The organism is Parafrankia sp. FMc2 (genome assembly GCF_041008525.1).
Taxonomy (GTDB): domain Bacteria; phylum Actinomycetota; class Actinomycetes; order Frankiales; family Frankiaceae; genus Parafrankia.
This window is the reverse complement of the sequence record NZ_JBFLUG010000116.1, coordinates 1-23776: the sequence shown is the minus strand read 5'-3', so window position 1 is coordinate 23776 and position 23776 is coordinate 1. Positions and strand designations below refer to the sequence as shown.

Annotated in this window: 21 protein-coding genes and 1 pseudogene; 7 read left to right on the top strand and 15 right to left on the bottom strand. The window is 71.8% G+C overall.

Translation table 11 applies throughout. The features are described from left to right. Positions 1 to 419: 419 nt before the first annotated feature. Together AB1460_RS27835 and AB1460_RS27830 are read left to right on the top strand one after the other, a co-directional pair. Positions 420 to 605: pseudogene (locus tag AB1460_RS27835) on the top strand (IS66 family transposase); the annotation flags it as partial. A gap of 19 nt (positions 606 to 624) precedes the next feature. After that, positions 625 to 1098 carry an SDR family NAD(P)-dependent oxidoreductase gene (locus AB1460_RS27830; RefSeq protein WP_420497389.1) on the top strand — a complete coding sequence of 158 codons (474 nt, stop codon included), beginning with the start codon at positions 625 to 627 and terminating at the stop codon, positions 1096 to 1098. 139 nt (positions 1099 to 1237) lie between these two features. Here the strand turns inward: AB1460_RS27830 and AB1460_RS27825 are convergent, their stop codons facing one another. Then, complete coding sequence (locus AB1460_RS27825) at positions 1238 to 2566, bottom strand: hypothetical protein (RefSeq protein WP_368965067.1); 1329 nt, start codon at positions 2564 to 2566, stop codon at positions 1238 to 1240. A 652-nt stretch (positions 2567 to 3218) separates the two neighbouring features. On the opposite strand from AB1460_RS27825, the gene AB1460_RS27820 reads away from it, so the two are divergent. Further along, positions 3219 to 4220 (top strand): NAD-dependent epimerase/dehydratase family protein, encoded by a 1002-nt coding sequence (locus tag AB1460_RS27820; RefSeq protein ID WP_368965066.1) that lies wholly within the window; start codon positions 3219 to 3221, stop codon positions 4218 to 4220. Between the two features lie 263 nt (positions 4221 to 4483). On the opposite strand, the gene AB1460_RS27815 is transcribed toward AB1460_RS27820, so the two are convergent. The 14 genes from AB1460_RS27815 to AB1460_RS27750 all read right to left on the bottom strand — a co-directional run bounded on the left by AB1460_RS27815 (position 4484) and on the right by AB1460_RS27750 (position 17426). Then, positions 4484 to 4825 (bottom strand): antibiotic biosynthesis monooxygenase family protein, encoded by a 342-nt coding sequence (locus AB1460_RS27815; RefSeq protein WP_368965065.1) that lies wholly within the window; start codon positions 4823 to 4825, stop codon positions 4484 to 4486. Next, positions 4822 to 5145, bottom strand: a complete 324-nt coding sequence (locus AB1460_RS27810; RefSeq protein WP_368965064.1) for an antibiotic biosynthesis monooxygenase family protein — start codon at positions 5143 to 5145, stop codon at positions 4822 to 4824. Before AB1460_RS27810 ends, AB1460_RS27815 begins: the two co-directional genes overlap by 4 nt. Next, complete coding sequence (locus AB1460_RS27805) at positions 5145 to 5882, bottom strand: SDR family NAD(P)-dependent oxidoreductase (RefSeq protein ID WP_368965063.1); 738 nt, start codon at positions 5880 to 5882, stop codon at positions 5145 to 5147. The genes AB1460_RS27810 and AB1460_RS27805 overlap by 1 nt, the downstream gene beginning before the upstream one ends. Before the next feature lie 62 nt (positions 5883 to 5944). Next, positions 5945 to 7246 carry a beta-ketoacyl synthase N-terminal-like domain-containing protein gene (locus tag AB1460_RS27800; protein WP_368965062.1) on the bottom strand — a complete coding sequence of 434 codons (1302 nt, stop codon included), beginning with the start codon at positions 7244 to 7246 and terminating at the stop codon, positions 5945 to 5947. Further along, a complete protein-coding gene (locus tag AB1460_RS27795; RefSeq protein ID WP_420497388.1) occupies positions 7243 to 8526 on the bottom strand; it encodes a beta-ketoacyl-[acyl-carrier-protein] synthase family protein in 1284 nt (427 codons plus the stop codon). Before AB1460_RS27795 ends, AB1460_RS27800 begins: the two co-directional genes overlap by 4 nt. Before the next feature lie 77 nt (positions 8527 to 8603). Next, positions 8604 to 9026 carry a cupin domain-containing protein gene (locus AB1460_RS27790; RefSeq protein ID WP_018638248.1) on the bottom strand — a complete coding sequence of 141 codons (423 nt, stop codon included), beginning with the start codon at positions 9024 to 9026 and terminating at the stop codon, positions 8604 to 8606. A gap of 12 nt (positions 9027 to 9038) precedes the next feature. Further along, on the bottom strand, positions 9039 to 9527 hold the full coding sequence (locus AB1460_RS27785) for an SRPBCC family protein (protein ID WP_368965060.1): 489 nt from the start codon (positions 9525 to 9527) through the stop codon (positions 9039 to 9041). 113 nt (positions 9528 to 9640) lie between these two features. Further along, positions 9641 to 9898, bottom strand: coding sequence for an acyl carrier protein (locus tag AB1460_RS27780; RefSeq protein WP_368965059.1), 258 nt, complete (start codon positions 9896 to 9898; stop codon positions 9641 to 9643). Positions 9899 to 10571: 673 nt separating this feature from the next. Next, positions 10572 to 10937, bottom strand: coding sequence for a TcmI family type II polyketide cyclase (locus AB1460_RS27775; RefSeq protein WP_018638245.1), 366 nt, complete (start codon positions 10935 to 10937; stop codon positions 10572 to 10574). Positions 10938 to 11260: 323 nt separating this feature from the next. Continuing rightward, the gene (locus AB1460_RS27770; protein WP_368965058.1) at positions 11261 to 12256 is read right to left on the bottom strand and encodes a LuxR C-terminal-related transcriptional regulator; all 996 of its coding nucleotides are present in this window, start codon (positions 12254 to 12256) and stop codon (positions 11261 to 11263) included. 62 nt (positions 12257 to 12318) lie between these two features. After that, a complete protein-coding gene (locus AB1460_RS27765; protein ID WP_368965057.1) occupies positions 12319 to 12942 on the bottom strand; it encodes a GTP-binding protein in 624 nt (207 codons plus the stop codon). Further along, positions 12923 to 13294: a DUF742 domain-containing protein gene (locus AB1460_RS27760; protein WP_018638242.1), complete on the bottom strand. Its 372-nt coding sequence runs from the start codon at positions 13292 to 13294 to the stop codon at positions 12923 to 12925. Before AB1460_RS27760 ends, AB1460_RS27765 begins: the two co-directional genes overlap by 20 nt. A gap of 119 nt (positions 13295 to 13413) precedes the next feature. Further along, the gene (locus AB1460_RS27755) at positions 13414 to 13833 is read right to left on the bottom strand and encodes a roadblock/LC7 domain-containing protein (protein ID WP_006538093.1); all 420 of its coding nucleotides are present in this window, start codon (positions 13831 to 13833) and stop codon (positions 13414 to 13416) included. Continuing rightward, entirely contained in the window at positions 13833 to 17426 is a 3594-nt protein-coding gene (locus tag AB1460_RS27750) for a nitrate- and nitrite sensing domain-containing protein (protein ID WP_368965056.1), read from the bottom strand. Before AB1460_RS27750 ends, AB1460_RS27755 begins: the two co-directional genes overlap by 1 nt. Before the next feature lie 1422 nt (positions 17427 to 18848). Here AB1460_RS27750 and AB1460_RS27745 point away from each other — a divergent pair. From AB1460_RS27745 to AB1460_RS27730, 4 genes are all read left to right on the top strand, one after another. Continuing rightward, complete coding sequence (locus tag AB1460_RS27745) at positions 18849 to 19859, top strand: hypothetical protein (protein WP_368965055.1); 1011 nt, start codon at positions 18849 to 18851, stop codon at positions 19857 to 19859. A 128-nt stretch (positions 19860 to 19987) separates the two neighbouring features. Further along, entirely contained in the window at positions 19988 to 20353 is a 366-nt protein-coding gene (locus tag AB1460_RS27740; protein ID WP_368965054.1) for a DUF6343 family protein, read from the top strand. 42 nt (positions 20354 to 20395) lie between these two features. Next, positions 20396 to 21715 (top strand): DUF445 domain-containing protein, encoded by a 1320-nt coding sequence (locus AB1460_RS27735; RefSeq protein ID WP_368965053.1) that lies wholly within the window; start codon positions 20396 to 20398, stop codon positions 21713 to 21715. A gap of 155 nt (positions 21716 to 21870) precedes the next feature. Then, positions 21871 to 23304 (top strand): glycosyltransferase family 87 protein, encoded by a 1434-nt coding sequence (locus AB1460_RS27730; protein ID WP_368965052.1) that lies wholly within the window; start codon positions 21871 to 21873, stop codon positions 23302 to 23304. Positions 23305 to 23776 lie beyond the last annotated feature (472 nt).

The following is a 23776-nucleotide window of genomic DNA, read 5'->3' as shown; positions in this document are numbered from 1 at the left end:
GGCCGGGTACTGGGCCCAACGCCGCCGCCGGAAACACAGGAACGGTGACGGCACGCCGCCGATCGGATGGCGCCGCACCAGCCTGCTCAACAAGCAGAATGGCCGCTGCCCGATCTGTCAGGGCCTGTTGGTCCCTGACGTCGAACACCCACCGCGCAGCCCGGAAGAATGGGAACAGTGGGCAGCAGACGTCCGCCGAACGGTCACCATCACCACGACCGCCGGCCCCAGCGCGCGCGACCGACAGCCACGCCTCACCCACGAGCACTGCCGGCAGAAGTGGTACCAGACCCGACGCCGGACGACACAGCCAGACCAGAGCTCGAAACGCCCATCGGGGCTTGCTCGAGCCGTGTGCCGCGAAAGTGGCACGCACGGTTCCGAAGGGGCCCCGGCGCAGCAATGCGCCGGGGCTACCTGACCGCGACATCCGCATGATCAAACTGCGGCAGAAAGTATCCGGGTGCCTACGCACCCTCACCGGCGCCCGCCAGTTCTGCGCGATCCGCAGCTATCTGTCCACCGCCACCAAACACGGCATGCCTCTGTTTCCCGCCCTCGTCCAACTCGCCGAGGGACGCCCGTGGATGCCCGCAACCAGCTAACCCAACATCAAAGCGGTACCTGACCAGTTACAGGTTAGTGATGTCGGTCAACTTCGAAGCCGCGGCCATGCTTTCAGTCACTTTCGCCCGGCATCTGGTCTCACGCCAGCGACGGGGGAGCATCGTGAACATCTCAAGCATCCACGCAGGCCTTTCGGAACCCAGCGCGGTCTCGTACACAGCGGCCAAGGGTGCACTTGAGGCCGCGTCCCGTACCATGGCCAGCGAGTGGGCTCCTCATGGCATCAGAGTAAATTGTGTCCGCCCTGGCGCGATACGCACACCGATGAGCGAGCCGACCTACTCGGAAGTGGTGCTCCGAGACCTTTCCGCGCGAATTCCAATGGCCCGCGTGGGAACCGTCGACGAGGTCGCCAGCGCCGTTTCCTTCCTAATTTCACCCGATTCTTCCTACATCACCGGGAGTGTGTTGACCGTCGATGGGGGGTTCTCCAGCCACGGCGGCCTTCCCGGGGGCGCATACACCTACTGAGCGGCGCTGGCACCTTGCGAAGGCGCATAGAGCTGTCTCTGCAGATCGCTCATGACTGACAGCCTCTGGGCGTCAGAGGATCACGCGATCGCGGCCCGATGCCCGGACGGACGCTGGGGTGCGGACAGTGTCGAACGACTCAAGGTGAAGTGACACGCCAGGCGAGGGCGCGCAGACCGTCGGGCCCGGATCCGAAGCCGACGACGAGTCCCCGTCCGCTGAAGTCGGCGAGGATCACACCGTTGGCCTCGGGGCCGGGCAGCAGCTCGTGGGTGCGCCCGGCTCGCCACAGCCAGGTGACAGCCCCGTCCGGCATGGAGGCGGTGCCGACCACGCCGCCGATGTCGTCGACGCCGAGGGTTCCGCCGGGCCGGTAGTCCCACTCCGGCGTCCCGATGTCGCGCATGCGCCCGCCCGACCACAGGAACGGCCGGTGGGCGCCGTCCGCGGTCTGGCTGACGCCGACGACCTGGCCGGCATCGTTGATCGAGCGGCCCTGCGTGCCACGACCGAGGGCGGCCTGGCTGTGGCGCCCGCCGAGGGTGCCGAGGTCGGTGAGCCGAGAACCGTCCCACCGGACGGCGTGGTCGGAGCCGTCCGCGGCGGTGACGGTACCGGCGATCTGCCCGCGGTCGTTGATGCCGGTCGCCGCGCTCTCGCCGCCCGCGGGCGTGGGGAGATCGGTCGTCTGCCCACGGGCCCACCGGAACGCCTGGGAGCGCACCCCGTCCGGTCCGCTCACCAGCTTCGTCCCCGCGACCTCGCCGAGGTTGTTCACCGCCAGCGCGGGAGAGGAGTACGGCGGCGAGCCGACAGTCGCGTACTCGTGGACGAGCGTCGACTGTCCGTCCCGCCAGAGTTCGACCGCGCTCGTTCCCGCGGACCAGGTGACGATCAGCGCCTCGCCGCGATCGTTCAGGTCCACGACATACATGGGCTGGTAACGGGTCGTCGGGACCACCCAGCGGCCGCGGTGCAGGATGAGCGGGCGCCACAGGTTCGCCTGGGGCGCGTACTCGTTGACGGCGATCTGCCCGCTGTTGTTCAGGAAAGCCGTGAAGACGAGCCGCAAGTTCAGGTCCGGGCCGTTCTCCCAGGCCGGCGGAGGCGGCAGCGGCGTCGGCGGCGCGTGCCGGCCCGAGGCGAGCGAGACCCAGCTCAACGGCTCGGACCCGGTGGTCCAGTCGGGCGCGAGAAGGACGTCGGCCCGGTCGTTGACGGCGACCGCCTGATACCCGCGAGGACCGAGATCGACGGGGTTGATGGGTGCGACAGGGGTGCCGGGCAGTCCGGACGACGCTCGCTGCTCCGGCTCGGGCCCCGCGCCGACGGCCGGCGCAGCGTCCACGGCCGGCGCGGTGGTGGCGGCTGACGCCGCGGAGGTGGCAAGCAGCGGCGCCGCCAGCGTGAGAGCGGCCGCACCGAGAGCTGCCCTCCGGGCCGTCCGGCGGCGGGCATGTCGTGTCATGGGGCCCTCCGTGTGTGGCGTCCACCCCCCGAACAGGTACGTGATCGCCCCGGACGGTAGGCCCGATCACGGGGCGCGTGCATCCCAGCCACGCCGCACGCCCGGTCGGGGCAGGTAGGCCCCAGCCAGGTGCCCCACCTTCGGGGCCGTTCGTCCCGGCCGCCGGTGCCGGCCGGGACCGTCCACGCGCCCCGTCGGCTCCGGGTACTTCCTCTCTCCGCGGGGCAGGACCCCACGGACCGCCCGGCGACATGCTGCGCTCGGACGTCGACCGCGCCGACATCTTCGTCACCCCTCGGTCCCCACCACCGGGCCGACCTCCTCGACCGAACGGACGTGGTTCCCGCCGCCAGGGACGCACTCGACACCGGCACCCGCAGTGGTCCCGACCCGGAGACCGTCAACGCGACGACCTTCGACTGACAGCGGACGTCCACCGTCGTGGCGCGGCTCGCACCGTGGCGCGGCTCGGATCGGCACTCCTGGCTGGAGGTGTCAGGCCCCCAGCGCTGACGGCCTCGTGATCAGGGAGGATCTGACTCCAACCGAAGACGTCCCTGCCGCGCCCGCCACGGCCTCGCCACGACCGTGGCGGGGCGGGGACGTGCCGACGCGGTAGCCGGACCTGCGCGATCCGGAAGGTGGTCAGGTCATGGTCGACACACACCTGGTGATGGGAGCGAGCGGCTATCTGGGCTCGCATGTCACGCGGCAGCTGGTGGAGCGCGGCGACGACGTCCGGGTGTGGGTCCGCCAGACCAGTTCGACGCGGGCCTTCGACGACTTACCGGTGCGGCGTTTCCACGGCGACCTCGTCGACGACGCGGCGATGCGCGAGGCGATGCGCGGGGTCGACACGGTGTTCTACTGCATCGTCGACACCCGGGCGTGGCTGCGCGACCCGGCCCCGCTGTTCGCGACGAACGTCGAGGGCCTGCGGCACGCGCTGGACGCGGCGCTCGAGATGCGGGTGCGGCGCTTCGTGTTCTGCAGCACCGTGGGCACGATCGGCATCTCGGCGGACGGCCGCCCGGCCGACGAGGATCTTCCGCACACCTGGCAGCACCTGGGCGGGCCCTACATCCAGGCGCGTGTCGCCGCCGAGGATCTCGTTCTCCACTACTGCCGTGAGCGTGGGCTGCCGGGAATCGCTTTGTGTGTGTCGACGACCTACGGGGCACCCGACCACGGCTCGCCGCACGGCCGCCTGGTGTCCGAGGCCGCGAAGGGCAGGCTGCCGGCCTACTTCGGCAACGCGGCGATGGAGGTGGTCGGCGTCGCCGACGCCGCCACGGCCTTTCTGCTGGCGGCGGAGAAGGGACGCGTCGGCGAGCGGTACATCATCAGCGAGCGGTACATGACCTGGAAGGAACTGGTCATGACCGCGGCCGAGGCCGGCGGCGCGAAGCCGCCGCGGTTCGGGATTCCGCTCACCGTGATGAAGGCGGTCGGTCGCCTCGGTGACGTGGCCGGGCGGGTGCTGCGCCGCGATGTGGTGATGACCAGCGTCAGCGTCCGTCTGATGCATCTCATGCCGCCGCTCGACCACGGCAAGGCCACCCGGGAACTCGGTTGGGAGCCCTCCCCGACGCCGGAGGCCGTCCGCGCGGCCGCACGGTTCTACCTCGCGCAGCAGCGCGAGGCCGCCGGCTGAGCGGCTGAGCGGCTGGGCGGTCGGGCAGGCCCGGCCCTTTCTCACCCGCCCGGCGAAAGGTGCCGATCGCCCTCGGTGCTCGGCGGCGGGTCTCCGCTCAGGCCTCCCGGCGCGCGGGCGCGGCGACGAGGATGAGGACGGACAGCACACACGGCACTGGCCCGGCGGGGCGGCGGGAGGTCTCCCCTGCCGCCCCACCGGGCCAGGTGTGCTCCGCGCGGGTGTCAGGGTCCCCCGCGGGTGCGATCAGTCCGTCAGGTGGTTCAGGATGCGTCCGGCCCGGTGACGGGGCCGTCCGGGCCGTAGGCGGCGACCTCGGTGTAGATGGCCGCCCGCATCGCCGGGTCCTGCAACGGCCGCAGCGGGGAGGTCGCCGGCTTGTGCTCGGCGCCGGACTCCCACGCCGTGAACTCGGCCATGCTGCTCCACTCGCTGACCACCGCGAACCGGGTGGGCTCCCCCGCCGAACGCAGCAGGCGGTTGCCGAGGAGGCCAGGTGTGCCGACGAGCGTGGAGCTGATCTCGTGGTACGCCCGTTCCACCGCGCCGGAGTCATCGGGCGGTTCGACCGCCCAGAGCATCACCCGGACCCGGCCGCCGGTCATGTGGCCGCCGCGCCGGGGAGGTGCGCAAGCACCGTGCCGGTCACCATCGAGCCGCTGGCGCGCAGCGGGTGCAGGATCTTGCGGTGCTCCAGGTGGCCCGGGCTCTGCTCGAACTCCCGGAACTGCGCCTCGTCCACCCAGTCACTGATGATGACGTAGGTGCTCGTCTCGTCCTCGGAGCGGATCAGCCACTGGCCGAGGTTGGCCGGGTGGTTGGTGACCCCGTCCCCGATCCGGAGCCAGGTCTGCTCGAACTCCTGCTCCCGGCCGGGGTGGATGTGCATCGTCAGGATGATGCGGAACGGCTGCGGGTGACCCATCAGATGCCTCCGTCGACCGTGAAGGTGGCGCCGTTGACGTAGCTGGAGACGTCGCTGGCGAGGAACAGGACGACGGCGGCGACCTCGTGGGCCTCGCCGAGCCGGCCGAGCGGGATGCGGTTGGTGTAGGCCGCGCGGGCGGCCTCGGGCATGCCGGCGGCCTGGTCGGTCTCGATCACGCCCGGCGAGACCAGGTTGACCCGGATGCCCTTGACACCCAGCTCCTTGGACAGCGAGCGGGTGAGGCCGATGAGGCCGGTCTTCGCCGCGGTGTAGTGGGCGCGCAGCGGCACGCCGACGAGCCCGGCTCCGGAGCCGATGTTGACCACGGTGCCGGAGTCGCCGAGCAGCTCCAGCGCGCCCTGGGTGACCAGGTGGGTGGCGGTGAGGTTGGTGGTCAGGACCTGCGTCCACGCCTCGAGCGGCAGCTGCGCGTACGGGATGTGGCTGATCGTCCCGACGCTGTTGACGACGATGTCGAGGCCGCCGAGATGGGCCTTGGTCGCCGCGATCAGCTTGGTGATCTGCGCGGGGTCGGCGACGTCGGCCTGCACCAGCAGGTGGTCGTTGCCGGTGGCCTTGAGCTCGAGGCGCAGGCTCTCCGCCTCCTCGGTCTCCCGCTGGTGACCGACGACGACGGTGGCGCCGGCCTGGGCGAGCCCCAGGACGACGGACCGGCCGATACCGCGCGTGCCACCGGTGACCAGGGCACGCTTGCCGGCCAGGTCTGAAAACATCAGTGTTCCTCTCTACCTCTTACGAAGATGTGACGATCTGTGGGGTGGGCGCGCCCGTGTGGTCAGTCGGTGTCGACGGACCGCAGCACGAGCGAGCTGTTGAAGCCGCCGTGGCCACGTGCGTTGACCAGCGCGACCCTGACCCGGCCCTCCCGCGGGACCCGCACGAGGTCCAGCCCGTGGGCGGGATCCGGGTCGTCGAGGTTGCCGACGGCGGGAATCACCCCGTCCCGGATGGACAGCAGCGCGGTCGCCGCGGCCACCGCCGAACCGCCGGCGCAGAGGCGTCCGATCAGCCCCTGCGGGGCGGTGACCGGCACGGCACCGGCGCCGAACACCTCGCGGATGGCCTGCGCCTCGAGCGCGTCGAGATCCGCGGAGCCGGCGCCGTCGGCGAACACGACGTCGACGTCGGCGGGCCGCAGGCCGGCGTCGGCGAGCGCGCGCCGCATCGCCGTGGCCAGCCAGCGGGCGTCCCCGGGGGCTTCCTCGTGGTGCGTGCCGTCGTGGGTGGCGGCGTAGCCGGCGATCTCGCCGTAGACCCTGGCGCCGCGGCGGGCGGCGCTGGTCGGGTCCTCGACGAGGAGCGTCGCACCGCCCTCGCCTGGCAGGTAGCCGTTGGCGCGGGTGTCGAACGGCTTGTAGCCGGCCGTCGGGTCGGCCGCGGTGCTGACCCGTCCGCTGCTGAGATGGCAGGTCAGCGCGTAGGGCGTCAGCCCGCACTCGGCGCCGCCGGCGAGCACGGTCGGGGTGCCGCGCCGGATCGTGCGCCGCGCCTGGGCCAGGCTGTCCAGGCCGCCGGCGCCGTCGCTGACCAGCACACCGGACGGTCCCTTGAGCCCGTGCCGGATCGAGGTCTGGCCGGTCGTCGCCGCGTAGAACCAGGCGATCGACTGGTAGACGCTGACGGCGGTGCGCCCACGGGTCCACAGCCGGGACAGCTCCCGCTGGCCGAAGTCGTTGCCTCCGGACCCGGCGCCGAACACGACGGACGTCTCGAAGGGGTCGCGCTCGGCCGGGTCGTAGGCGGCGTCGGCCATCGCCAGCCGGGACGCGGCCATGCCGAGCCAGGTCCACCGGTCCGTCTGGACGATGTAGCGATGGTCGACGAAGTCCTCGGCGACGAACCCGGGGATCTCGCCCGCGAGGTGGATGTCGTAGCGCCCGGCGTCGAAGCGGGTGATCGGTGCCACCCGCAGCTCGCCGCGCAGCGTCGACGTCCAGTGTTCCTCGACGCCGATACCGCTCGGTGTGATGACGCCGAGCCCGGTGATGACCGGCCGCACCCGCGCGCCGGCACGCCCGCCGGCAACCTCCTCGCCGGCGGTGGCCGTCGGGCCCGCGGCGGTGTCGAGAACGGTCACGGTGTCTCCGCCGCGGCCAGCACGATCGCCGACTGGAACCCGCCGAACCCGCTGCCGACCGACAGCGCGACGTCGACCTGGTGGTCACGGGCGATGTTCGGGACGTAGTCGAGGTCGCACTCGGGGTCGCGGGTCGTCCAGTTCGCGGTGGGCGGCACGACGTTGTGCTCGATCGCCAGCGCGCAGGCGGCGAGCTCGATCGATCCGATGGCGCCCAGTGAGTGGCCGACCATGGATTTGATCGAGCTGACCGGCACCTGGTAGGCGTGCGCCCCCAGGGACCGCTTGAACGCGGCGGTCTCGTGCCGGTCGTTCTGCTTGGTGCCCGAGCCGTGGGCGTTGACGTAGTCCACCGCGGTCGGGTCGAGGCGGGCCTGGCCGAGGGCGATCCGGATCGACTCGGCCATCTCCGCGCCGTCGGGGCGCAGGCCGGTCATGTGGAAGGCGTTCGACCGGGAGGCGTAACCGCCGACCTCACAGTAGATGTGGGCGCCGCGCGCGCGGGCGCTCTCCAGCTCCTCCAGGATGAGGACGGCGCTGCCCTCACCCATCACGAAGCCGTCCCGGCTGGCGTCGAACGGGCGGGAGGCGTGCTCGGCGTCGTCGTTGCGCGCCGAGGTGGCCCGGATCGCGTCGAAGCAGGCGATCGAGATCGGGGACAACGGGGCGTCCGACGCCCCGGCGATCACGATGTCCGCCTCACCGTCGACGATGAGCTGGTGCCCGTAGCCGACGGCGTCGATACCGGACGTACAGCCGGTGGAGACGACGAAGGACGGCCCGTGCGCGCCGAAGCGGCAGGCGATCTCCGTCGCCAGGCAGCTCGGCACCAGTGCGTGGTAGAGGAACGAGCTCGCGTAGCGCGGGTCGACCTCCCACAGCTTGCCGCTGTCACTGACGACGACGTACTCGTTCTCCAGCCGGCTGGTCGCCCCGACCGCGCTGCCCATGCTGACCCCGACCACCGGGCCGTCACCCGGCTCGCGCTCACCGCTGACCACGCCCTCGCCGGCGGCGAAGCCGAGGTCGAGGCCGCTGTCGGCGACCGCCTCGATCGCCGCGGCCAGCGCGAACTGCACGAACCGGTCGTTGCGCGCGATCTCCTGGCGGGTGAGACCGGCGGCGAGTGGGTCGAAGTCGCACTCGGCGGCGATCTGCGAGCGGAACGGGGCGGGGTCGAAGAAGGACAGCCGCCGGGTGGCGGTGCGGCCGTCGGTCAGCAGTGTCCAGAACTCCTTACGGCTCGAGCCACCGGGCGCGACGACGCCGATCCCGGTCACCACGGTGCGGCGCGGACCCCCGCCCCTGGACGCCGGCCCGAGGGCGCCGTCCGGCCGCGACCGCCTGATCGCTTCGCTCACGGCTGCTGCTCGGGCAGCGGTTCGGTGTCGACGTGGCCCAGGTCCGGCCGCGGCGCAAGCGGGCTGAGGTGGAACACGAGGAAGGCCACCTCGTCACCGGTGTTCACGATCCGGTGCCGCATGCCGATCGGGATCAGCAGGCCGTGCTCGGCCGACAGGGCGGTGTGCTCACCGTCCAGACGGGCCGTCACCGACCCGGAGACGCAGTAGAGGAACTCCTCCGAGTAGGGGTGCCAGTGCTCGGTCACCACCTCCTCGGGCTGGAGGGTGAGCGTTCCCAGGAAGCCGGACTTGGCGCCGACCGTCGCCGGCGAGAGCAGCGTGCGGATGTCGCCGCCGCGCCGCCGGTTGGCGGGAACGTCGTGGATCGACACGACCTTGGGGACTGTCAGGGATGCGGACGTGGTTGCGGTGCTCACCGGGTTGACTCCTCAGACCTGTTCGGGGATCTGGCTCGCTGCCTGCGCGGACGCGCCGGCGGCCCGCTCGATCTTGTCGCGGATGGAGGCCATCTCACGGGGGGTGTTGGTGTTGATGCGGTTGGTCATCTGCTCGTCGTTCGCCGGCGCCGACGGCCGCATCTGGAAGTCCTGGACCCACCGCATCCGGGTCCCGGTGCCCTCCGGCACGTACGTCCACTCGATGTGCATGTACTCGAACGGGCCGGTTTCCACCCGGTAGGCACGAACCTTGTGGTTCACCGGGTCGAGAACCCGCTCGGAAACCCAGCTCCACGCCGTCCCCGACTCGTCGGGGTGCATCGTGAGCCGGAACCTGAACGTGGTGTCGGTCTTCTCGAGAATCTCCACCGAGGCGTACTCGGTGAACAGCTCGGGCCACGACTCCAGGTCGTTCGTCATCGACCAGACGAGATCGATGTCGGCATTGATGAAAATCGAGTTGTCGGTGTGTCCGCTCACGTCTTTCTCCGGTCTGCTGGCAGCGTGAAGGGGGGTTCGCGACGACACCCGGTGCGCGCGGCACCCAGCCCGGCCACAACGGGCGGCCGGTGTTCTGGTGCCATCGGCGCGACTCAGGCGGGCTCGGGCTCCAGAAGGGCGTTGTTCACGGCCCCCAGGATGTCGGCGAGCGTGTATCCCTCCGGCGCCTCATTCGGCAGCTCGACGTCGAAACGCGCCTGCACCTCGGCCTGGAGCTGCAGATAGGCGAGCGAGTCGAGGCCGATGTCGGTGAACGTCACGTCGAGGTCGGCGGGCAGGTCCTCCGGCGGGAGACCGGCCTGCTCGACCAGGAAACCCAGAAGCTCGTCAGCGGTCCACTGCATTGACATGTGCCGTATTCCTTCCACATTGTCCGCGTTCACAGGGCACGGTTGTGACATGAAACTCAGGCGGCGGTGCCATGCATCCGGCCGCCCGGCCCGCGGCACTGGCCGAGCGGCCTCTCGGGACCCGGTCGGGACCCGCTCGAAGCTCTGGAGCGCGTCGACGGCCGACGGGGTGGCCCCGCGGTTCGGTCGCGCGACGACGTGACTGCCCGTCGGCGCAGTCGCATGACGGCACGAACAGACCCCCACGGGGCGGGCCGTCATGCCGCCGTGCCACCGCACAACCGGGCGACGTCGACCGGGAAGGCGGGATCCGGGGGTACCAGTTCTGACAGGGAGACGGGGCAGCCAGGGTGCCGACGCCACCCGGCGGCAGGCCCGTCCGGGGCCGCCCGGGCGCGCGTCGCTGCGGCACGGGCGGATCTGGGCCGGACGGTGGGCCGTCAGGCGCCTCGGCGGCGGGGGCATGCGGGAGACCGGGCGCTGGCGGACTCGTACGGCGCGTTCACCCACGGTCGCGGGCCCTGCGCGGGCCGGGCGGGTCAGGCGGCTTCCGCGGCGGGTGGCCGCCGGCCGCCGGCCAGGGGCCGAGGGTCGCGGCCACCCGGCGGGGGCCGGCGTCCACGCCCGGTGCGGTGCGCACGGTTGGTCCGGCACGGCGGGCCCCGACGGGCGCCTAGTCCGCGAGCCAGGTGTAGAAGCTGCGCGCCATCGCGTCCCGCGGGCCGCGCCAGGTCTGCGGGTCGTAGGCGGCGATGTACTTCTCCAGCTTGCTGTTCACATCGAGGAAGAGCGGATGGTCCCGCACCGGCGGCAGTGTCCCTCTGATATCCGCCCGGCTCTCGATGAGATGGAAGTACAGGCCGTGAAACTCGAACAGGTCACGCCGGGCGACCCCGACCAGATGGGGTAGCTCACCGGCATCCGACTCCGCAAAGACATCGGCGACCGCACCGGCGTCCTCGGGATTCATACGGGCGACGATCAGCGTCCGCTGGGTGGGCGTGCTCTGGTTCGGAACCGAGGCGGATTCCGTCGGCACTCGATCTCCTCTTTCGGAGTCAGGTTGAACAGGCTGCGCCGAGCGCTCGCAGACATGTCGCCCGCCGCCGGCCGACCCGAGGATCCCGGAAGCCGGCGTCGGCCGCGTTCGGCACGGACACGCGCGTGGCCGGTCTCGCGCGTCCGCCGGTCGGCGGCGCCCCCTGACATGTTCCTGCTGTGGTGGTACGTGCCAGGTCTGCACAATTCCGGTCGCTCATCGGAATCATGCGTCGCTTCGAGACTTCTGTCCGCCAAACCCGCTGGCAGGAAGTTGCCCTGACCATCTACTGCCAACGTGGGAACCAGGTCACCACAACATGGCTACAACCATCCTCGCCGGGCCGCGACCGTACCGGCCTGAAAACGGCTGCGCGCGTCGAGGCGCATCATCAGGTCCGCGACCATGCGCCGGACCGTGCGCACGGACACCCCCAGGTGCCGCGCGGCCGCCTCGTCCTTGACGCCCAGGCTCAGTAACCGCAGCAGCAGGCGCTCGGTGTCGTTGGGCCGGTCATCGGCCCCGTCGGCCGGGTCGGCGCCGTTCACGACCAGCGGCTCGGCGGTCTCCCAGACCTGCTCGAACAGCTGGGTCACCAGGCTCGCCAGGGCAGGCGAGCGCACGACCAGCGCAAGCGGGTCCGCGCCGAGGGAGGCGAACTGGACGAGGCCGATCCGGCCGTCGACCGTCATGGCGTCGATGCGGGGATCGTCGGCGAGGCGAGCCTCCAGGCCGTGCGACGCCACCGTCCGGACGTAGCCACCACCGGTCTCGTCCGTACTGACCGTGCGGGGCAGGACACTGCGCATCGACACGCCGCGCCGCAGCGCGCGCAGTTCGACCGGCAGGACCTCGGCGGTCAGCGACGGGGGCAGGCCCTGGTGGGTGTGCAGGGCCAGCACCTCCTTCTCCGCCCGGCCGAGGAGGGTGAGCAGCTCCACCCGGGCCTGGTCGGCGCTGTCGATGTGCTCGACCTCCGCGCCGTCCCCGCCGGGCCGGTTGTCCAGGTACTCCGAGACGAAGGTGTTGACCTGCGCGCGCGCCCGGACCAGCCGCTCGTGACGGCGGATCAGCGCCTCGTGCTGGGCCTGGAGCAGGTGTTCGAGACCGGCTTCCGGATGGACGGCCACCAGGTGGCCGGGGCGTTCGGTCGACGGCAGCAGCAGTGACAGCTCGACGAGCCGATCCCGTGATCGGCGGACCGTCCCGGCCGCCTGGCCGACCGCGGTGGCTACTCTGTCGACATCCATCTCAGGATGTCGCAGCCACAGCCGGTAGGCGGCAAGCGTGACGTCGTCAAGTCCGAGGAACTCGAGCAAGGTCCCTTTCCCGGTTCGGATCGAGGGATCCGCGGGCGCCGCGGCGGCACGCGCGGTGACGCTCACCGGGAGCCGGTCGGCAGCCCCGGGCGCTGGCTTTCCGCCGACACCACCTCCAGCGCATGCCGTACGAGAGCGATGAGCGACTGACGGACGGACTCCCGCTGGCGGGCGTCACAGAGCACCATCGGACGGCGCGGGTCCAGGTCCAGGGCGGCCCGGATGTCCTCACTGCGGTACTGGCGGGCGCCGTCGAAGTGGTTCAGCGCGATGAGGAACGGGATGTCGCGTTCCTCGAAGTAGTCGATCGCCGGGAACGAGTCGGCGAGGCGCCGGGTGTCGACCAGCACGACGGCGCCGATCGCGCCGAGGACCAGCTCGTCCCACATGAACCAGAAACGGTCCTGGCCAGGCGTCCCGAACAGGTACAGAATGACACTGTCGACCAGGGTGATGCGGCCGAAGTCCATGGCCACCGTGGTCGTCGTCTTCGAGCTCACGGCACTGGTGTCGTCGACCCCGATGCTCGCGGACGTCATCGCCGCCTCGGTGGTGAGCGGCGGAATCTCACTCACGGCGCCGACGAACGTCGTCTTTCCTACTCCGAAACCTCCGGCCACGATGATTTTGACCGGATGCGGCGCTGGTGTTTCGGCCGCTCGGGCCCTAGAGAGCCTGGAGTCCACTGAGCACCTTCTCGATAATCGCCACGCTGGGGCGGTCCGATGGTTGTTCGGGCCGGTGCACACTCACCAGCCCGGCATCGAGCATGTCGCCGACGAGTACGCGCGCGACTCCGACCGGGAGGTTAAGCCGGGCGGAGATCTCGACGACCGACTGGAGCCGGTGGCAGAGCACGGCGATGGCGCGCTGCTCCGGTTCCAGCGTGTTGGCCAGTGCGCGGCCCTGCGGTGAGGTGGTCACCAAGGCCACCAGATCGAGAGCCCGGTTGCTGGGACGAGTACGCCCCCCCGTGACGGCGTAGGGCCGCACCACCGGCCCGGCATCGTCGTCGAACCATTCCTCATCCCCTGACAACGCGGTCCTCCCTTGGATCGGTCATGTGCCGGCGGTCGGCGCGACACGGGCCCGGGCCCCCGTGGGATGGAGGCCCGGGCGGGTCGTGGCGTGCCGCCCCGCATGCATGCGGACAGGTCCTAGATCGGCAGCGCCGACTGGATCTCGGCGCGAAGCTCCGGCGTCAGAAACTCACCCACCCTCGTCACCAGCAGCGCCATCTCGTAGGCGATCAGCCCGATATCGGCGCCCGGGCTGCTGAGAATCGCCAGGCAGGACCCGTCGCCCACCGCAGTGACAAACAGAAATCCCGCTTCCATCTCGACGATCGTCTGCCGCACGTTCCCGCCGCCGAAGAAACGGCCGGCGCCCCGGGCGAGGCTGTTGAATCCGGAGGCGACCGCGGCCAACTGGTCCGCGGTGGCCCGGTCCATACCCCGCGAGGTCGCGAGCAGCAGACCGTCCGAGGAAAGCACGATCACATAAGTGACCTCGGGGACCTTCTTGACCAGGTTGTTGAGCAACCAGTTCATGTTCTCGGACGGCCCCAGCGGACGCATCAGGTTACCTTCCCCACATCATCTCCGTCATTGGACACCGTTCCGTCCTCGAGCCCACGGCCGAAGTTGGCCTGGAAGGACGACATCATGCTGCGGATCTCCTCGGGTGAACGAGGGCCCGCGGTCATCGCCGAACGGTTCGAGTCGGCGTTCTCCCGGCGCAGCTGGGGCGCCAGGTTCGCGCGCCGCCGCCGCTTCGGCAGGCCGAGCTCGTCCAGCTCGCTGTGCGGATCCCCGGCCTGCGGCGGGATACCCGCCTGGCCGTGCTCGGAGTCCGGCTCGGGCGCCGAGCGGCCGGGGAAGCCCGCTCCCCCGCCGGTGCCGCGGGATGTCCGCGGTGACTGGCGGTAGGCGCCGTCACCGAAGCCACCACCCTCCTGGGGCGCGCTGTCGCCGTAGCCCGGGCGGGAGTACCCGGTGTAGCCACCGTTGTCCCCGGGGCGGGCGCCACCCTCGCGCGCCGGGCGGCCGGCGTAGCCGGAGCCACGGTCGGCTCGGGGCTCCCGGTATCCCGCGGGCGAGTCGTCGCCGCCGAGCGGGTCGACACCCAGCGGGTCGCTGCCGAGCGGGTCGGCGCCGAACCGGTCTCGGGGCCGGACGGGGCCGGCCCCCTCGCCGCCGGTACGCCCTCCCCGCCGGCGTGACGGCAGCTCGCCCGCGGGCGGCGGCTGCCCGGGCCCGCCGTCCCGGGGGTCGGCCGGGTAGCGCTGGCCGAAGCCCGCGCCACCGAAGCCGTCGCCGGTCCCGGGCAGCCCACTGGAGCCGGCACCGTTCTCGGTACCGAAGCGGGAGCTGGTCCCGAAACCGCCGTCCGCCGACCCGAAGCGGTCGGGGTCGCCGCCGAACCCGACGTCGGTGCCGAAGCCGGCGTCGGTGCCGAAGCCGGCGTCGGCACCGAAGCCCCCGCCCGTGCCGAATCCCGGTGTGCCGGAGTCCGGAGCCAGGTAGTCCTGCGCGCCGTAGCCGCCGGCACCGCGGCCGTTCGAACGTCCCGAGCCGTCACCGTTGCCGTGGGCACCGCCCTGGCCGCTGCCGTTGCGGTAGGCGCCCTCGTCGTACCCCGTGGCGTCGTAGCCCGTGGCGTCGTAGCCGGACGGGCCGAAGCCGGAGAACTGGCCGGTGTCGGGCGGCGCGCTGAACAGGGATCCCGGCGCGCCGGGCGCACGATACCGACCGTCGATCTGGTCCTGCTCCGCCCGGCCGTAACGGCCCCCCTGCCATCCCTGGTCGGCTCCGTCCGAGCCAGGCTGGTCCTCAGCGCCGGGCTCCTCGTCCGGCTCGGTCAGCTCGGACATCGGCATCGGGCTCGTCAGGTCACCCGGCCCGTGCGGGCCGTCAGGCCTGTCCTCGTCGCCCGGAAGCCCGCCGTGGGGCCGGTCGGCGACGAACCAGCTCGACCGCGCGGTGGCGAACACCGGCAGGTCGTCGAGCAGGGTCTCGTCGGTACGGGGCCCGGCGGGATGCGCCGTTCCCAGCGCGCCCTGGGCGTCGCCCTGCGCCGAGCCGCCGGCGATGTCACCGTGCCAGCGACCGTTCGTGCTCGGGGCGGCGCCGAGCCCGGCCATCCCGGCGAGCTCCGGGTGGTCGCCGGCGCCGTTGAGGGCCGCGGCGCCGCCAGGCTGCGCACCCGCGGACGACGCTCCGGCGCCGACCGCCGCGAGCTCGCGGGGGCCGGTCTCCTCTCCCTTGTCGTCCGAGGCCCGCAGCAGGGTGTCGGGCAGCAGGACGATCGCCATCGTGCCGCCGTACGGCGAGGATCGCAGCAGTACCTGGACGGCGTGCCGCTCGGACAGCCGACCGACGACGAACAGCCCCAGCCGCTCGCTGGTGGACAGGTCGAACGGCGGTGGGTTCGCCAGCCGGTGGTTCAGCGCGTCGATCTCCTCCTGGCTCATTCCCAGGCCGCGGTCCTCGATCTCGACGACGAACCCGTTGGAGACCGGGTGCCCGGAGACCTGCACCGGGGTGTGCGGGGGTGAGAAGGAGGTCGCGTTCTCGATCAGCTCGGCGAACAGGTGGATCACGTCACCGACGGCGTGGCCGCTGACCGCGCCACCGGTGATCGGCAGGACCTTGACCCGGGTGTAGTCCTCGACCTCGGCGACCGCACCGCGGACGACGTCCTTGATCGGAACCGGCCGGCGCCAGCCACGGGCGGGCTTGGAGCCGGAGAGGACGATGAGGTCCTCCGCGTGGCGCCGCATACGGGTCGCCAGGTGGTCGAGCCGGAACAGCTCCTCCAGCTCGTCGGGGTCGGTCTCCTTCCGCTCCAGCGCGTCAATGATCTTCAGCTGACGGTGGATCAGGGCCTGGCTGCGGCGGGCCAGGTTGAGGAAGGTGTCCCCGATGCTCTTGCGCATCGCGGCCTGCTCGACGGCGGTGCGCACGGCCACCTCGTGCACGGTCGCGAAGGCATCCGCGAGCTGGCCGATCTCGTCCTTGCTGGTGGCGGGCACCGGGAAGGCCTCGGCGGCGAGGTCGACGGGCTCACCTCGGTGCAGCCGGTCGACGACCGCCGGCAGGCGCTCGGTGGCGGTGTCGAGGGCGCCACGCCGCAGCCGCCGCAGCTGGCTGATCATCGGGCTGGCGACGAGCAGCGAGATCACGATCGACACGACCAGAATGGCGGCGACGCCGATGCTTCCGAACAGCACGCCACGCGAGGCGTCATCCGAGATCCCGCTGCTGGTGACCCCCAGGTCGGAGGCGACCCGGCGCTCGACCTCGCGCATCTGCCCGATCCTGGCGTCGGCCAGGCCCGCCCAGTCGCGGGCACTCATGGTGATGGGCTGGGAGGCCGTCAGGGCCTCCACAATCCGGTCCTGCACCTGATCGACGTTGATCTTCGATCGGCCGACCGTTGTGTTGAAGAACTCCTGCTGCTCGGCGGTGGCCGTCGTACGGAACTGCTCGATCCAGGCCTCCTCCGCACCGGCGGTGGCCTGAAGCTGCCAGATCGTCTGGGGCGCCGTGGGGATGCCCTGCGTGGCGAGGAACAGCATCTGGGCGACGGCACCACGCTGCTGCGAGGCCTGTTCCTTCGCCTGCGAGATTCCGGCCAGGGTGGTGGAGCCGTTCACCAGGCGGGCGTCGGTGCTACCCGAGGCAACCCGTGCGTTCAGCACCAGCAGGTCTTTTACTGCCGTGTCGTAGAAGGCGACGTTCGCCGCGAGCTGTGTCTGCCGCGCGTCGAACTGCTTGCGGTGCTCGGCAAGCTGATCGAGATGTTCTCCGATCACGGACAGTGTTCCGCCGAGCTCCTGGCGGGCCGACTGCGGCAGGCCCTCTTCGTCCGCGCGGTACACGGCGAGAGCCTGGTCCACCGGCTGGCGGGAGTCCATGACGATCTCGTTGAGAGGCGCGACGCTGAAGTTTGAACCGGCGAAGGCGTTAGTGGCGTAGCGCTCGACCTGAAGGGCGTCGACCAGATCGTTCGCTTTGATCGAGGAGTTGGCGAGCGCCTCGATGCGGTCCGCGGCCCGGACGTTGTCGACGTCCCCGCGCACCTGTATCGCGCTCAGCACGGCCAGTGCGGCCAGCGGGACGATGAGAATCACCACCAGCTTCGAGCGGATGGGCCAATTCCGGAGCATCCAGTCCTCTCGTCCGACGCCGTAGGGGCGGGCGCCTCGTGTGCGGGGTGAGCGAATCGCTCAATCGATGCTGATCCGCGACGGACGGCGCGCGGCAAGAGCGTACCGAGCACATGATTCAGCCCGGTCCGCGCTCAACGTGTAAAGCGTCCGACGTCGGACAACTCTAGCGAGCGCACACAGAAGCCCTTCAACAAGACCCTGCCGTCTACCGACCACGCCGGCGAGGCACTCCGGCCATTGTCAACCGGACCCACAGAAGCAACATTCCCAGCAGGAATCACCGAATCACACACTGTAATCGATGGGACCTTCGACACCCCCTAATACTTGAACACCATTGATATATAGGAATGCGCACAGTAACGGTGACTGATCTCACACCAGACATGTCCGCAGGCTGCCTTGGGCGCCCGCCCACAGGGCCTCTACCTGCACAGACACAAAGAAGACACTGGTCTTAAGGACAAGTCCACCGACACCGGGACGGCCCACGGAGGGCGTTCTGCGGCCGTAGCACGCCGGTGACGTGCGAGCCAGGCCACATCCGGCCGCGCCGGCACTCGTCCGGCCCGGCAACACATTCCGGAGCGTCGCTCGTGAGCAAGTCCGGCGCCTGTTGGGTGCAGGTCGGGCGCAGGTTCATGGTCCGGAGCGACATCCCGGGCCCGAGACGGCACCTGACGGAGCGCTCGCCGCAGCCCGCCGACCAGGCCCGGCCTGGCCTGGCCTGGGGCCAGCCGGCCAGCGCGGACGTCCGTTGACGGCGCAAGCAACGCGGGGATTCCCTGCAAAGCGAATGAAATGGGCATTCACCGCGAGTCGTCGCGGAAGTGAGCCGCGGCCAACGCGGCGCGGCAGGCGAGCCCGGCCGCCCCGGGACGCTCACTCCTGACGCAGGGCGCCCGACCGAAGGGATCCATCGGCATGGTGGGACTACAGGTCCGAGGCGGCACCGGGGGTGCACAGACCGCGTGCCGGCAGCCGAATCGCCTTCCGGGCCAGGAGATCCGGTTGTCCCAGGAGCTCCGCCGACGGGCTCCGTCGCGGCTCCGTCGTGGCTCCGTCGCGGCTCCGCTCGGACCACGCGACCCGCGGGCCCTCGGCCCGTACCAGGTCGTGGGGCTGCTCGGCCGAACGGAACGGGCTCCGCGTACCTGGCCCAGACGCGTACCTGGCCCAGACGCGTGTGTGACCCAGCCGCCCGGCCGTGGCTGCCAGGCCCGTCACGGACCGCTGCTGACCTGGGCCGATCCGCTTCGCATCACTTTCCCCTCCGCCGCCGGCAGGCCACCGTGGACAGCACGGACACATGGTGCCATCAGGGAGAGACCGCCCGACCGCCCTCGGTCAGCAGGCGGACCGGCGCGGCTCCCGCCCGCCCTCCCGCCCCTGGGGCAAGAGGAAGAGGAGCGCGCGTCGATGACCCTCGGAGAGTTGCTCGCGTCGGCCGGAGTCAGCCATCTGGTCACCGTCTTCGGCACGCGACTCCCCCGGGCAGCCCTGGGATCAGCCGCGGTCCAGCTGGTTTCCGCACCGGACGAGACCTGCGCGCGCCTGCTCGCCACGGCCTCCGCCGAGCTCGGTCACGGCATCGGCGCCTGCTGGGACGGAGCCGTCCTCACGCTGCTGTCCGGCGCCGCGCAGGCATCCGGGACCGGCCCACAGGCGCCGCCCGCGACACCGGGTGACGTCCTGCGCGCCGCCGAGGCGATACGACGGGCGGGCACCGGCGAGGTTCGGCTGCGGCCCGGCTTCGCCCTGGACGTCCCGCTCCCGCCGGGAGGGCCGGACCGCTCGGCGGGGTCGTTCTCCCTCACCGGCTCGTCCGCGCCAGCGGCCCCGGCCTCACCCGAAGATCCGTTCTCACCCGAAGATCCGTTCTCGCCGGCGGCGCCGCTCTCGCGGCTCGGTCGGGAGCCACGTGCTCTCATCAGCCAGCTCGCGGCATACGACGATGCTCCGCTCACACCGGCGCGGGCGGCCACCGACCTGGCCGGCGCGTTGCCACCCGGCGGCATCGTGGTGGCCGAACCGGGCCCGGTGGGGCTCTGGGTGAGTCAGGTCATGGGCCCGGCCGCCGGGACAGCGCGAGTGCTGCGCGGCGGCGGGGAGGTCGCGCTCGCCGGGGCGCTGCTGGCCTGCCGGCAGGGACGCCCCGGGGTCGCGGTGGTCGGGAGCCCCCCGGTCGGGCCGGCGGCCACGCTGCTGCATCTCGCCTCGGCACTGGACGTCGGCCTCGTCGTCGCGGTGTGGGGGCATCGGGGTGGACTGCGCTCGGGCGCCGACCACCGCGAGCGCCTCGCCGCGGCGCTGCGCGCCCCCGGGGTCCGGGTGATCGAGGTCCCGGTCGACTTCACCAGCACGAAGCTGCTCGTCGACGCCCTCGCCGAGCGCCATGGCGCGCCTGGCCCGAGCGAGCCGGACAGCTGAACAGGGCGGGCGGGGCGGGCGGGGCTGGCGGCCATGGCGGCCGCTGACCGCGGCGTCCCGACCCGGACACCTCCGGATCGGCAGCTTCCTGCCGACATTCGTCGGGATGTTGACTACCCGGGTGGTGCGTGCAGACGGACCACCATCTGGTCCTGGTTCGCCGGCGCGGACGCGGGCACACCGCTGGCGTGACCCGCCATGTACCCCATCAACGCACCGAGCGCCCAACAGGCTCACAACCATGGTGGCGCACGCTGGGATCGTGGGGCGACCGGCGTACCGGCGCGGCGCCGGCAGCGAGCGCGCTCACGCTGCGCCGCGCCCTCGCTCTCTTCGGCCTGCTGTTCTGCTCCGTCACCGCCGGCCTCTTCGCGGCCTCGGGCCATGTCGGGCCGGCGGTGGCCCTCGCGGCGATCGCCGTGACGGCCCTCGCCGATCTGCTGGTCATCCACCGTCGTGCGGCGGCGCGCCGGGAGGGCCGTCCGCCCTCGTAGGGTGTCGGGAGCGTGATCAGGGCGGAGGGTGGACCGGCTCGCATGGCAGATGAGGTGGCAGGCGGGGGCAGTCCCGGCAGTGATCCGTCCAGTGGTCCCCTGGCCGCCGGGGACCCGGCCGCCGAAGCCAGGATGCGGCACGGGCTGCGGCGGATGCGCGTGATCGCGACGACGCTGCTCGTCGTCATGGTCACCGTCTACATCATCAGCTGGCGGTGGGGGGCCTCGGGCGCGCCCGGCTGGGTCGACTACGTCGCGGCCGCCGCCGAGGCCGGGACGGTCGGCGCGCTCGCGGACTGGTTCGCGGTCACCGCGCTGTTCCGGCATCCCCTCGGGCTGCCGATCCCGCACACCGCGATCATCCCGCACCGCAAGGACGCGCTCGGCCGTGGCCTGCAGAGCTTCGTCGGGACGCACTTCCTCGCCGAGGACGTCGTGCGGGAGAAGGTCGACCAGCTCGGCGTGGCCGCCCGGGTCGGTACCTGGCTGCGGCGCCCGGAGAACGCCGAGCGGATCACCGCCGAGGTGTCCAGCCGCGCCGCGGCCATGATCTCCGGTATCGAGGACGATCTCGTCCGCGAGCTCGTCGAGAAGTCCGTCCTGCCGCGGTTGCTGGAGCGGCGCTGGGCCGGGGCGCTCGGGCTGGCCCTCGATCGGGTGGTCACCGAGGGAACACACCACCATCTGGTCGACCTGCTGGTCAGCGAGGCCGACGAGTGGCTGCGGGCCAACCCCGACACCGTCCTGCGGCTGGTACGCGAGCAGGCACCGACCTGGTCGCCGCGGTGGCTGGACGAGGCGGTCGCCGCCCGCGCCTACGCGGAGGCGCTGCGTTTCGTCGCCGACCTGCGGGACGACCGCGGGCACCGGCTGCGCCGCGCCATCGACACCTTCCTGCTGACCTTCGCCGAGCGGCTGCGCACCGACCCCGAGCTCGGCGAGAAGGTCGAGGCCCTCAAGCGGCGGATCGTCGCGCACCCCGAGGCGGACCGGGCGGTGACGGCGATCTGGGTGACCGCCCGTGGGGTCCTCCTCGATCTCACCACCGATCCGCACGGGGCCGCACGCACCCGGGCGACCGAGACGCTGGCCGCGTTCGGCGGCCGACTGGTCACCGAGCCGGAGCTCGCCGCCACCGTGGACCGGGCCGCCGCCGACGTCGCCACCCGCGCGGTGCGTCGCTACCGCGAGGACATCGCCGCCGTCATCGGCGACACGGTGGCCCGGTGGGAGCCGGCCGCGACGTCCCGGCGCATCGAGCTGCACGTCGGCCGCGACCTGCAGTTCATCCGCATCAACGGCACCGTGGTCGGCGCACTCGCCGGCCTGGTGATCCACTTTCTCACCGAAGCACTGCTGTAGCCGGCCAGGCCGGCCCGGGACGGCGACGGGCCTGGCGTGCGGCGTGACGCGGCGGACAGCCTCTGTCATCACCCGTCCCTCCCCGGATGGGACCATGACCGTCGCAGCCCCGACGACCCTGGAGACCGGGTGGAACGCCGACCGAAGCGGGTGTCATGAGGATGGACCTGCCCCCACGGCGACGCGACGGCGCCGAGATCCCCACCGGTGCCGGCCGTGGCGCCGCCAGGGCGGCGGGCCCGCTCGTGCTCGCGGCCCTGATCGGCCTGGTCTGGGTCGGTTTCGTCGCACCGATCGCGCACTTCGACGTGGATGTCTTCCTGCGGGCCGGCGCGGCGGTCGCCGACGGGCGGGACCCCTATCCCCCACCGGGAACCCCCGAGGTCTACTCCGGGTTCGCCTTCGTCTACCCGTATCTGATGTCCCTGCCGTTCGTGCCGCTGTCCGCGCTGCCGGGGGCCGACGATCTGTTCATCGCGCTGTCGGTCGTCGCCCTGCTCGCCGCCTGCCGGCTCGCCCGCGCGGGCTGGTGGGCGTTCGCCCTGGTCCTGGGGACGTCCTGCACCATCACCGGATTGCAGATGGGCACCCTCAACGCGTTGCTTTTCTGTGGTCTGGTCGCGCTGTGGCGGCTGCGTGACGCACCGGTCGCTGCCGGAGTGCTGGCCGCGCTGCTGGTGTACAGCAAGCTCTTCCTGATTCCGGTCGTCCTCTGGCTGGCGGTCACCCGCCGGCCGCGGGCGGCCGCCATCGCCGTCGCCGCGCTGGGCGTCCTGTTCGCCCTCGGTGAGCTCTACAGCCCGGTGCCGGCCCGCACCTACGCGGACATGCTGGCGGTACTGGCACGCGAGGAGGCGCCGGACGGCCTGAGCCTGACCGGCCTGCTGATGAACACCGGTCTCGGCCTGGACGTCGCCACCTGGACGGCGCGGGGGGTCGCCTGCGTGCTGCTCGCCGGATGCCTGTGGTACGCGCGGGGCGCCAGGCGGGCCGCCGGCGACGGGCTGCTGTTCGCCGGCGTCGTGGCAGCGGCCCTGGTGGCCTCCCCGATCGTGTGGAGCCACTACCTGCTGCTGCTCGCGGCTCCGCTGCTGGCCATCGCCCGCGGGCCCGCCGGGATCGCCGCGGCGCGCGGCGGGGACCCCGACCGGCCGCTTGCCCTGTTCACCGCGGGGAGCTGGCTGCTGGTGACCCCCCATCTGAGCACGCCGATGGACCTGTTCCTTGCGGCCGCCGTGGTCGGTCCGCTGGTCGCGGTCCCGCTCCTGCGTCCGGCCCCGGGAGGGCGGGCCGGACGTCCCGAGACCCGGTCGCGGGCGGTTCGGGCAGCGGGCCTGGCGGCGGCCCCCGCCGTGGCCCTCGTCGCCGGGGTCGGCTGGGCGCTGTGGGCGCTGGCCCGCGCGCACGGGGACGACCAGCGGGTGATCGGTGCCTACGGGGCGCTCGTGGGGATGGTGGCGCTGCTGGTCTGGGCGGTCCGGGCGAGCCGCTCCGCCGGAGCCTCCGCCGACGCCGGCCGCGGGTGCATCCGGCACCCGATCGGGCCGGATGCACCCCCAGTAACAGATGCACGCCAGGCATCGGCATGACGGCCTATGCCCGCATCCCGAAGATCAAAGAAAGAGGAAATGTCGCCGAGGCGACCTCGAACCGCAGTTCGGTGGTTCACCGGGGCAGATGTGACGTAGAACCTCCTCCCCTGATGGTTAACCACACACCTCGAGGCCCCCGATCATGCCCGGGTACGAGGTAACGTCTTCCTGTCGGCGTCACCGAGGGCAACCAGCTCGCGGAACGACGACAAGATCTCTGGGACATCCGGCCAGACGGGCCGGATGTCCAAGGTCGGTGCGAGCGCCATGGCGGTCCGAAACCGCGGTTGGGTCCGGTCGCGTGAAACCGGCCGCCCCCTGGCCGCCGGATGACACTTTCCGCGTTCGTGAACTACGCCGCATGGCGCGTGGAACCGACGTGGCGTGTGTTCTGTCGGCCCTGACCTGATCGGCGGATCCCCTGACTCAGCCCCGCAGCACCCAGCCCACCCCCGCCCACCGTTCGGCC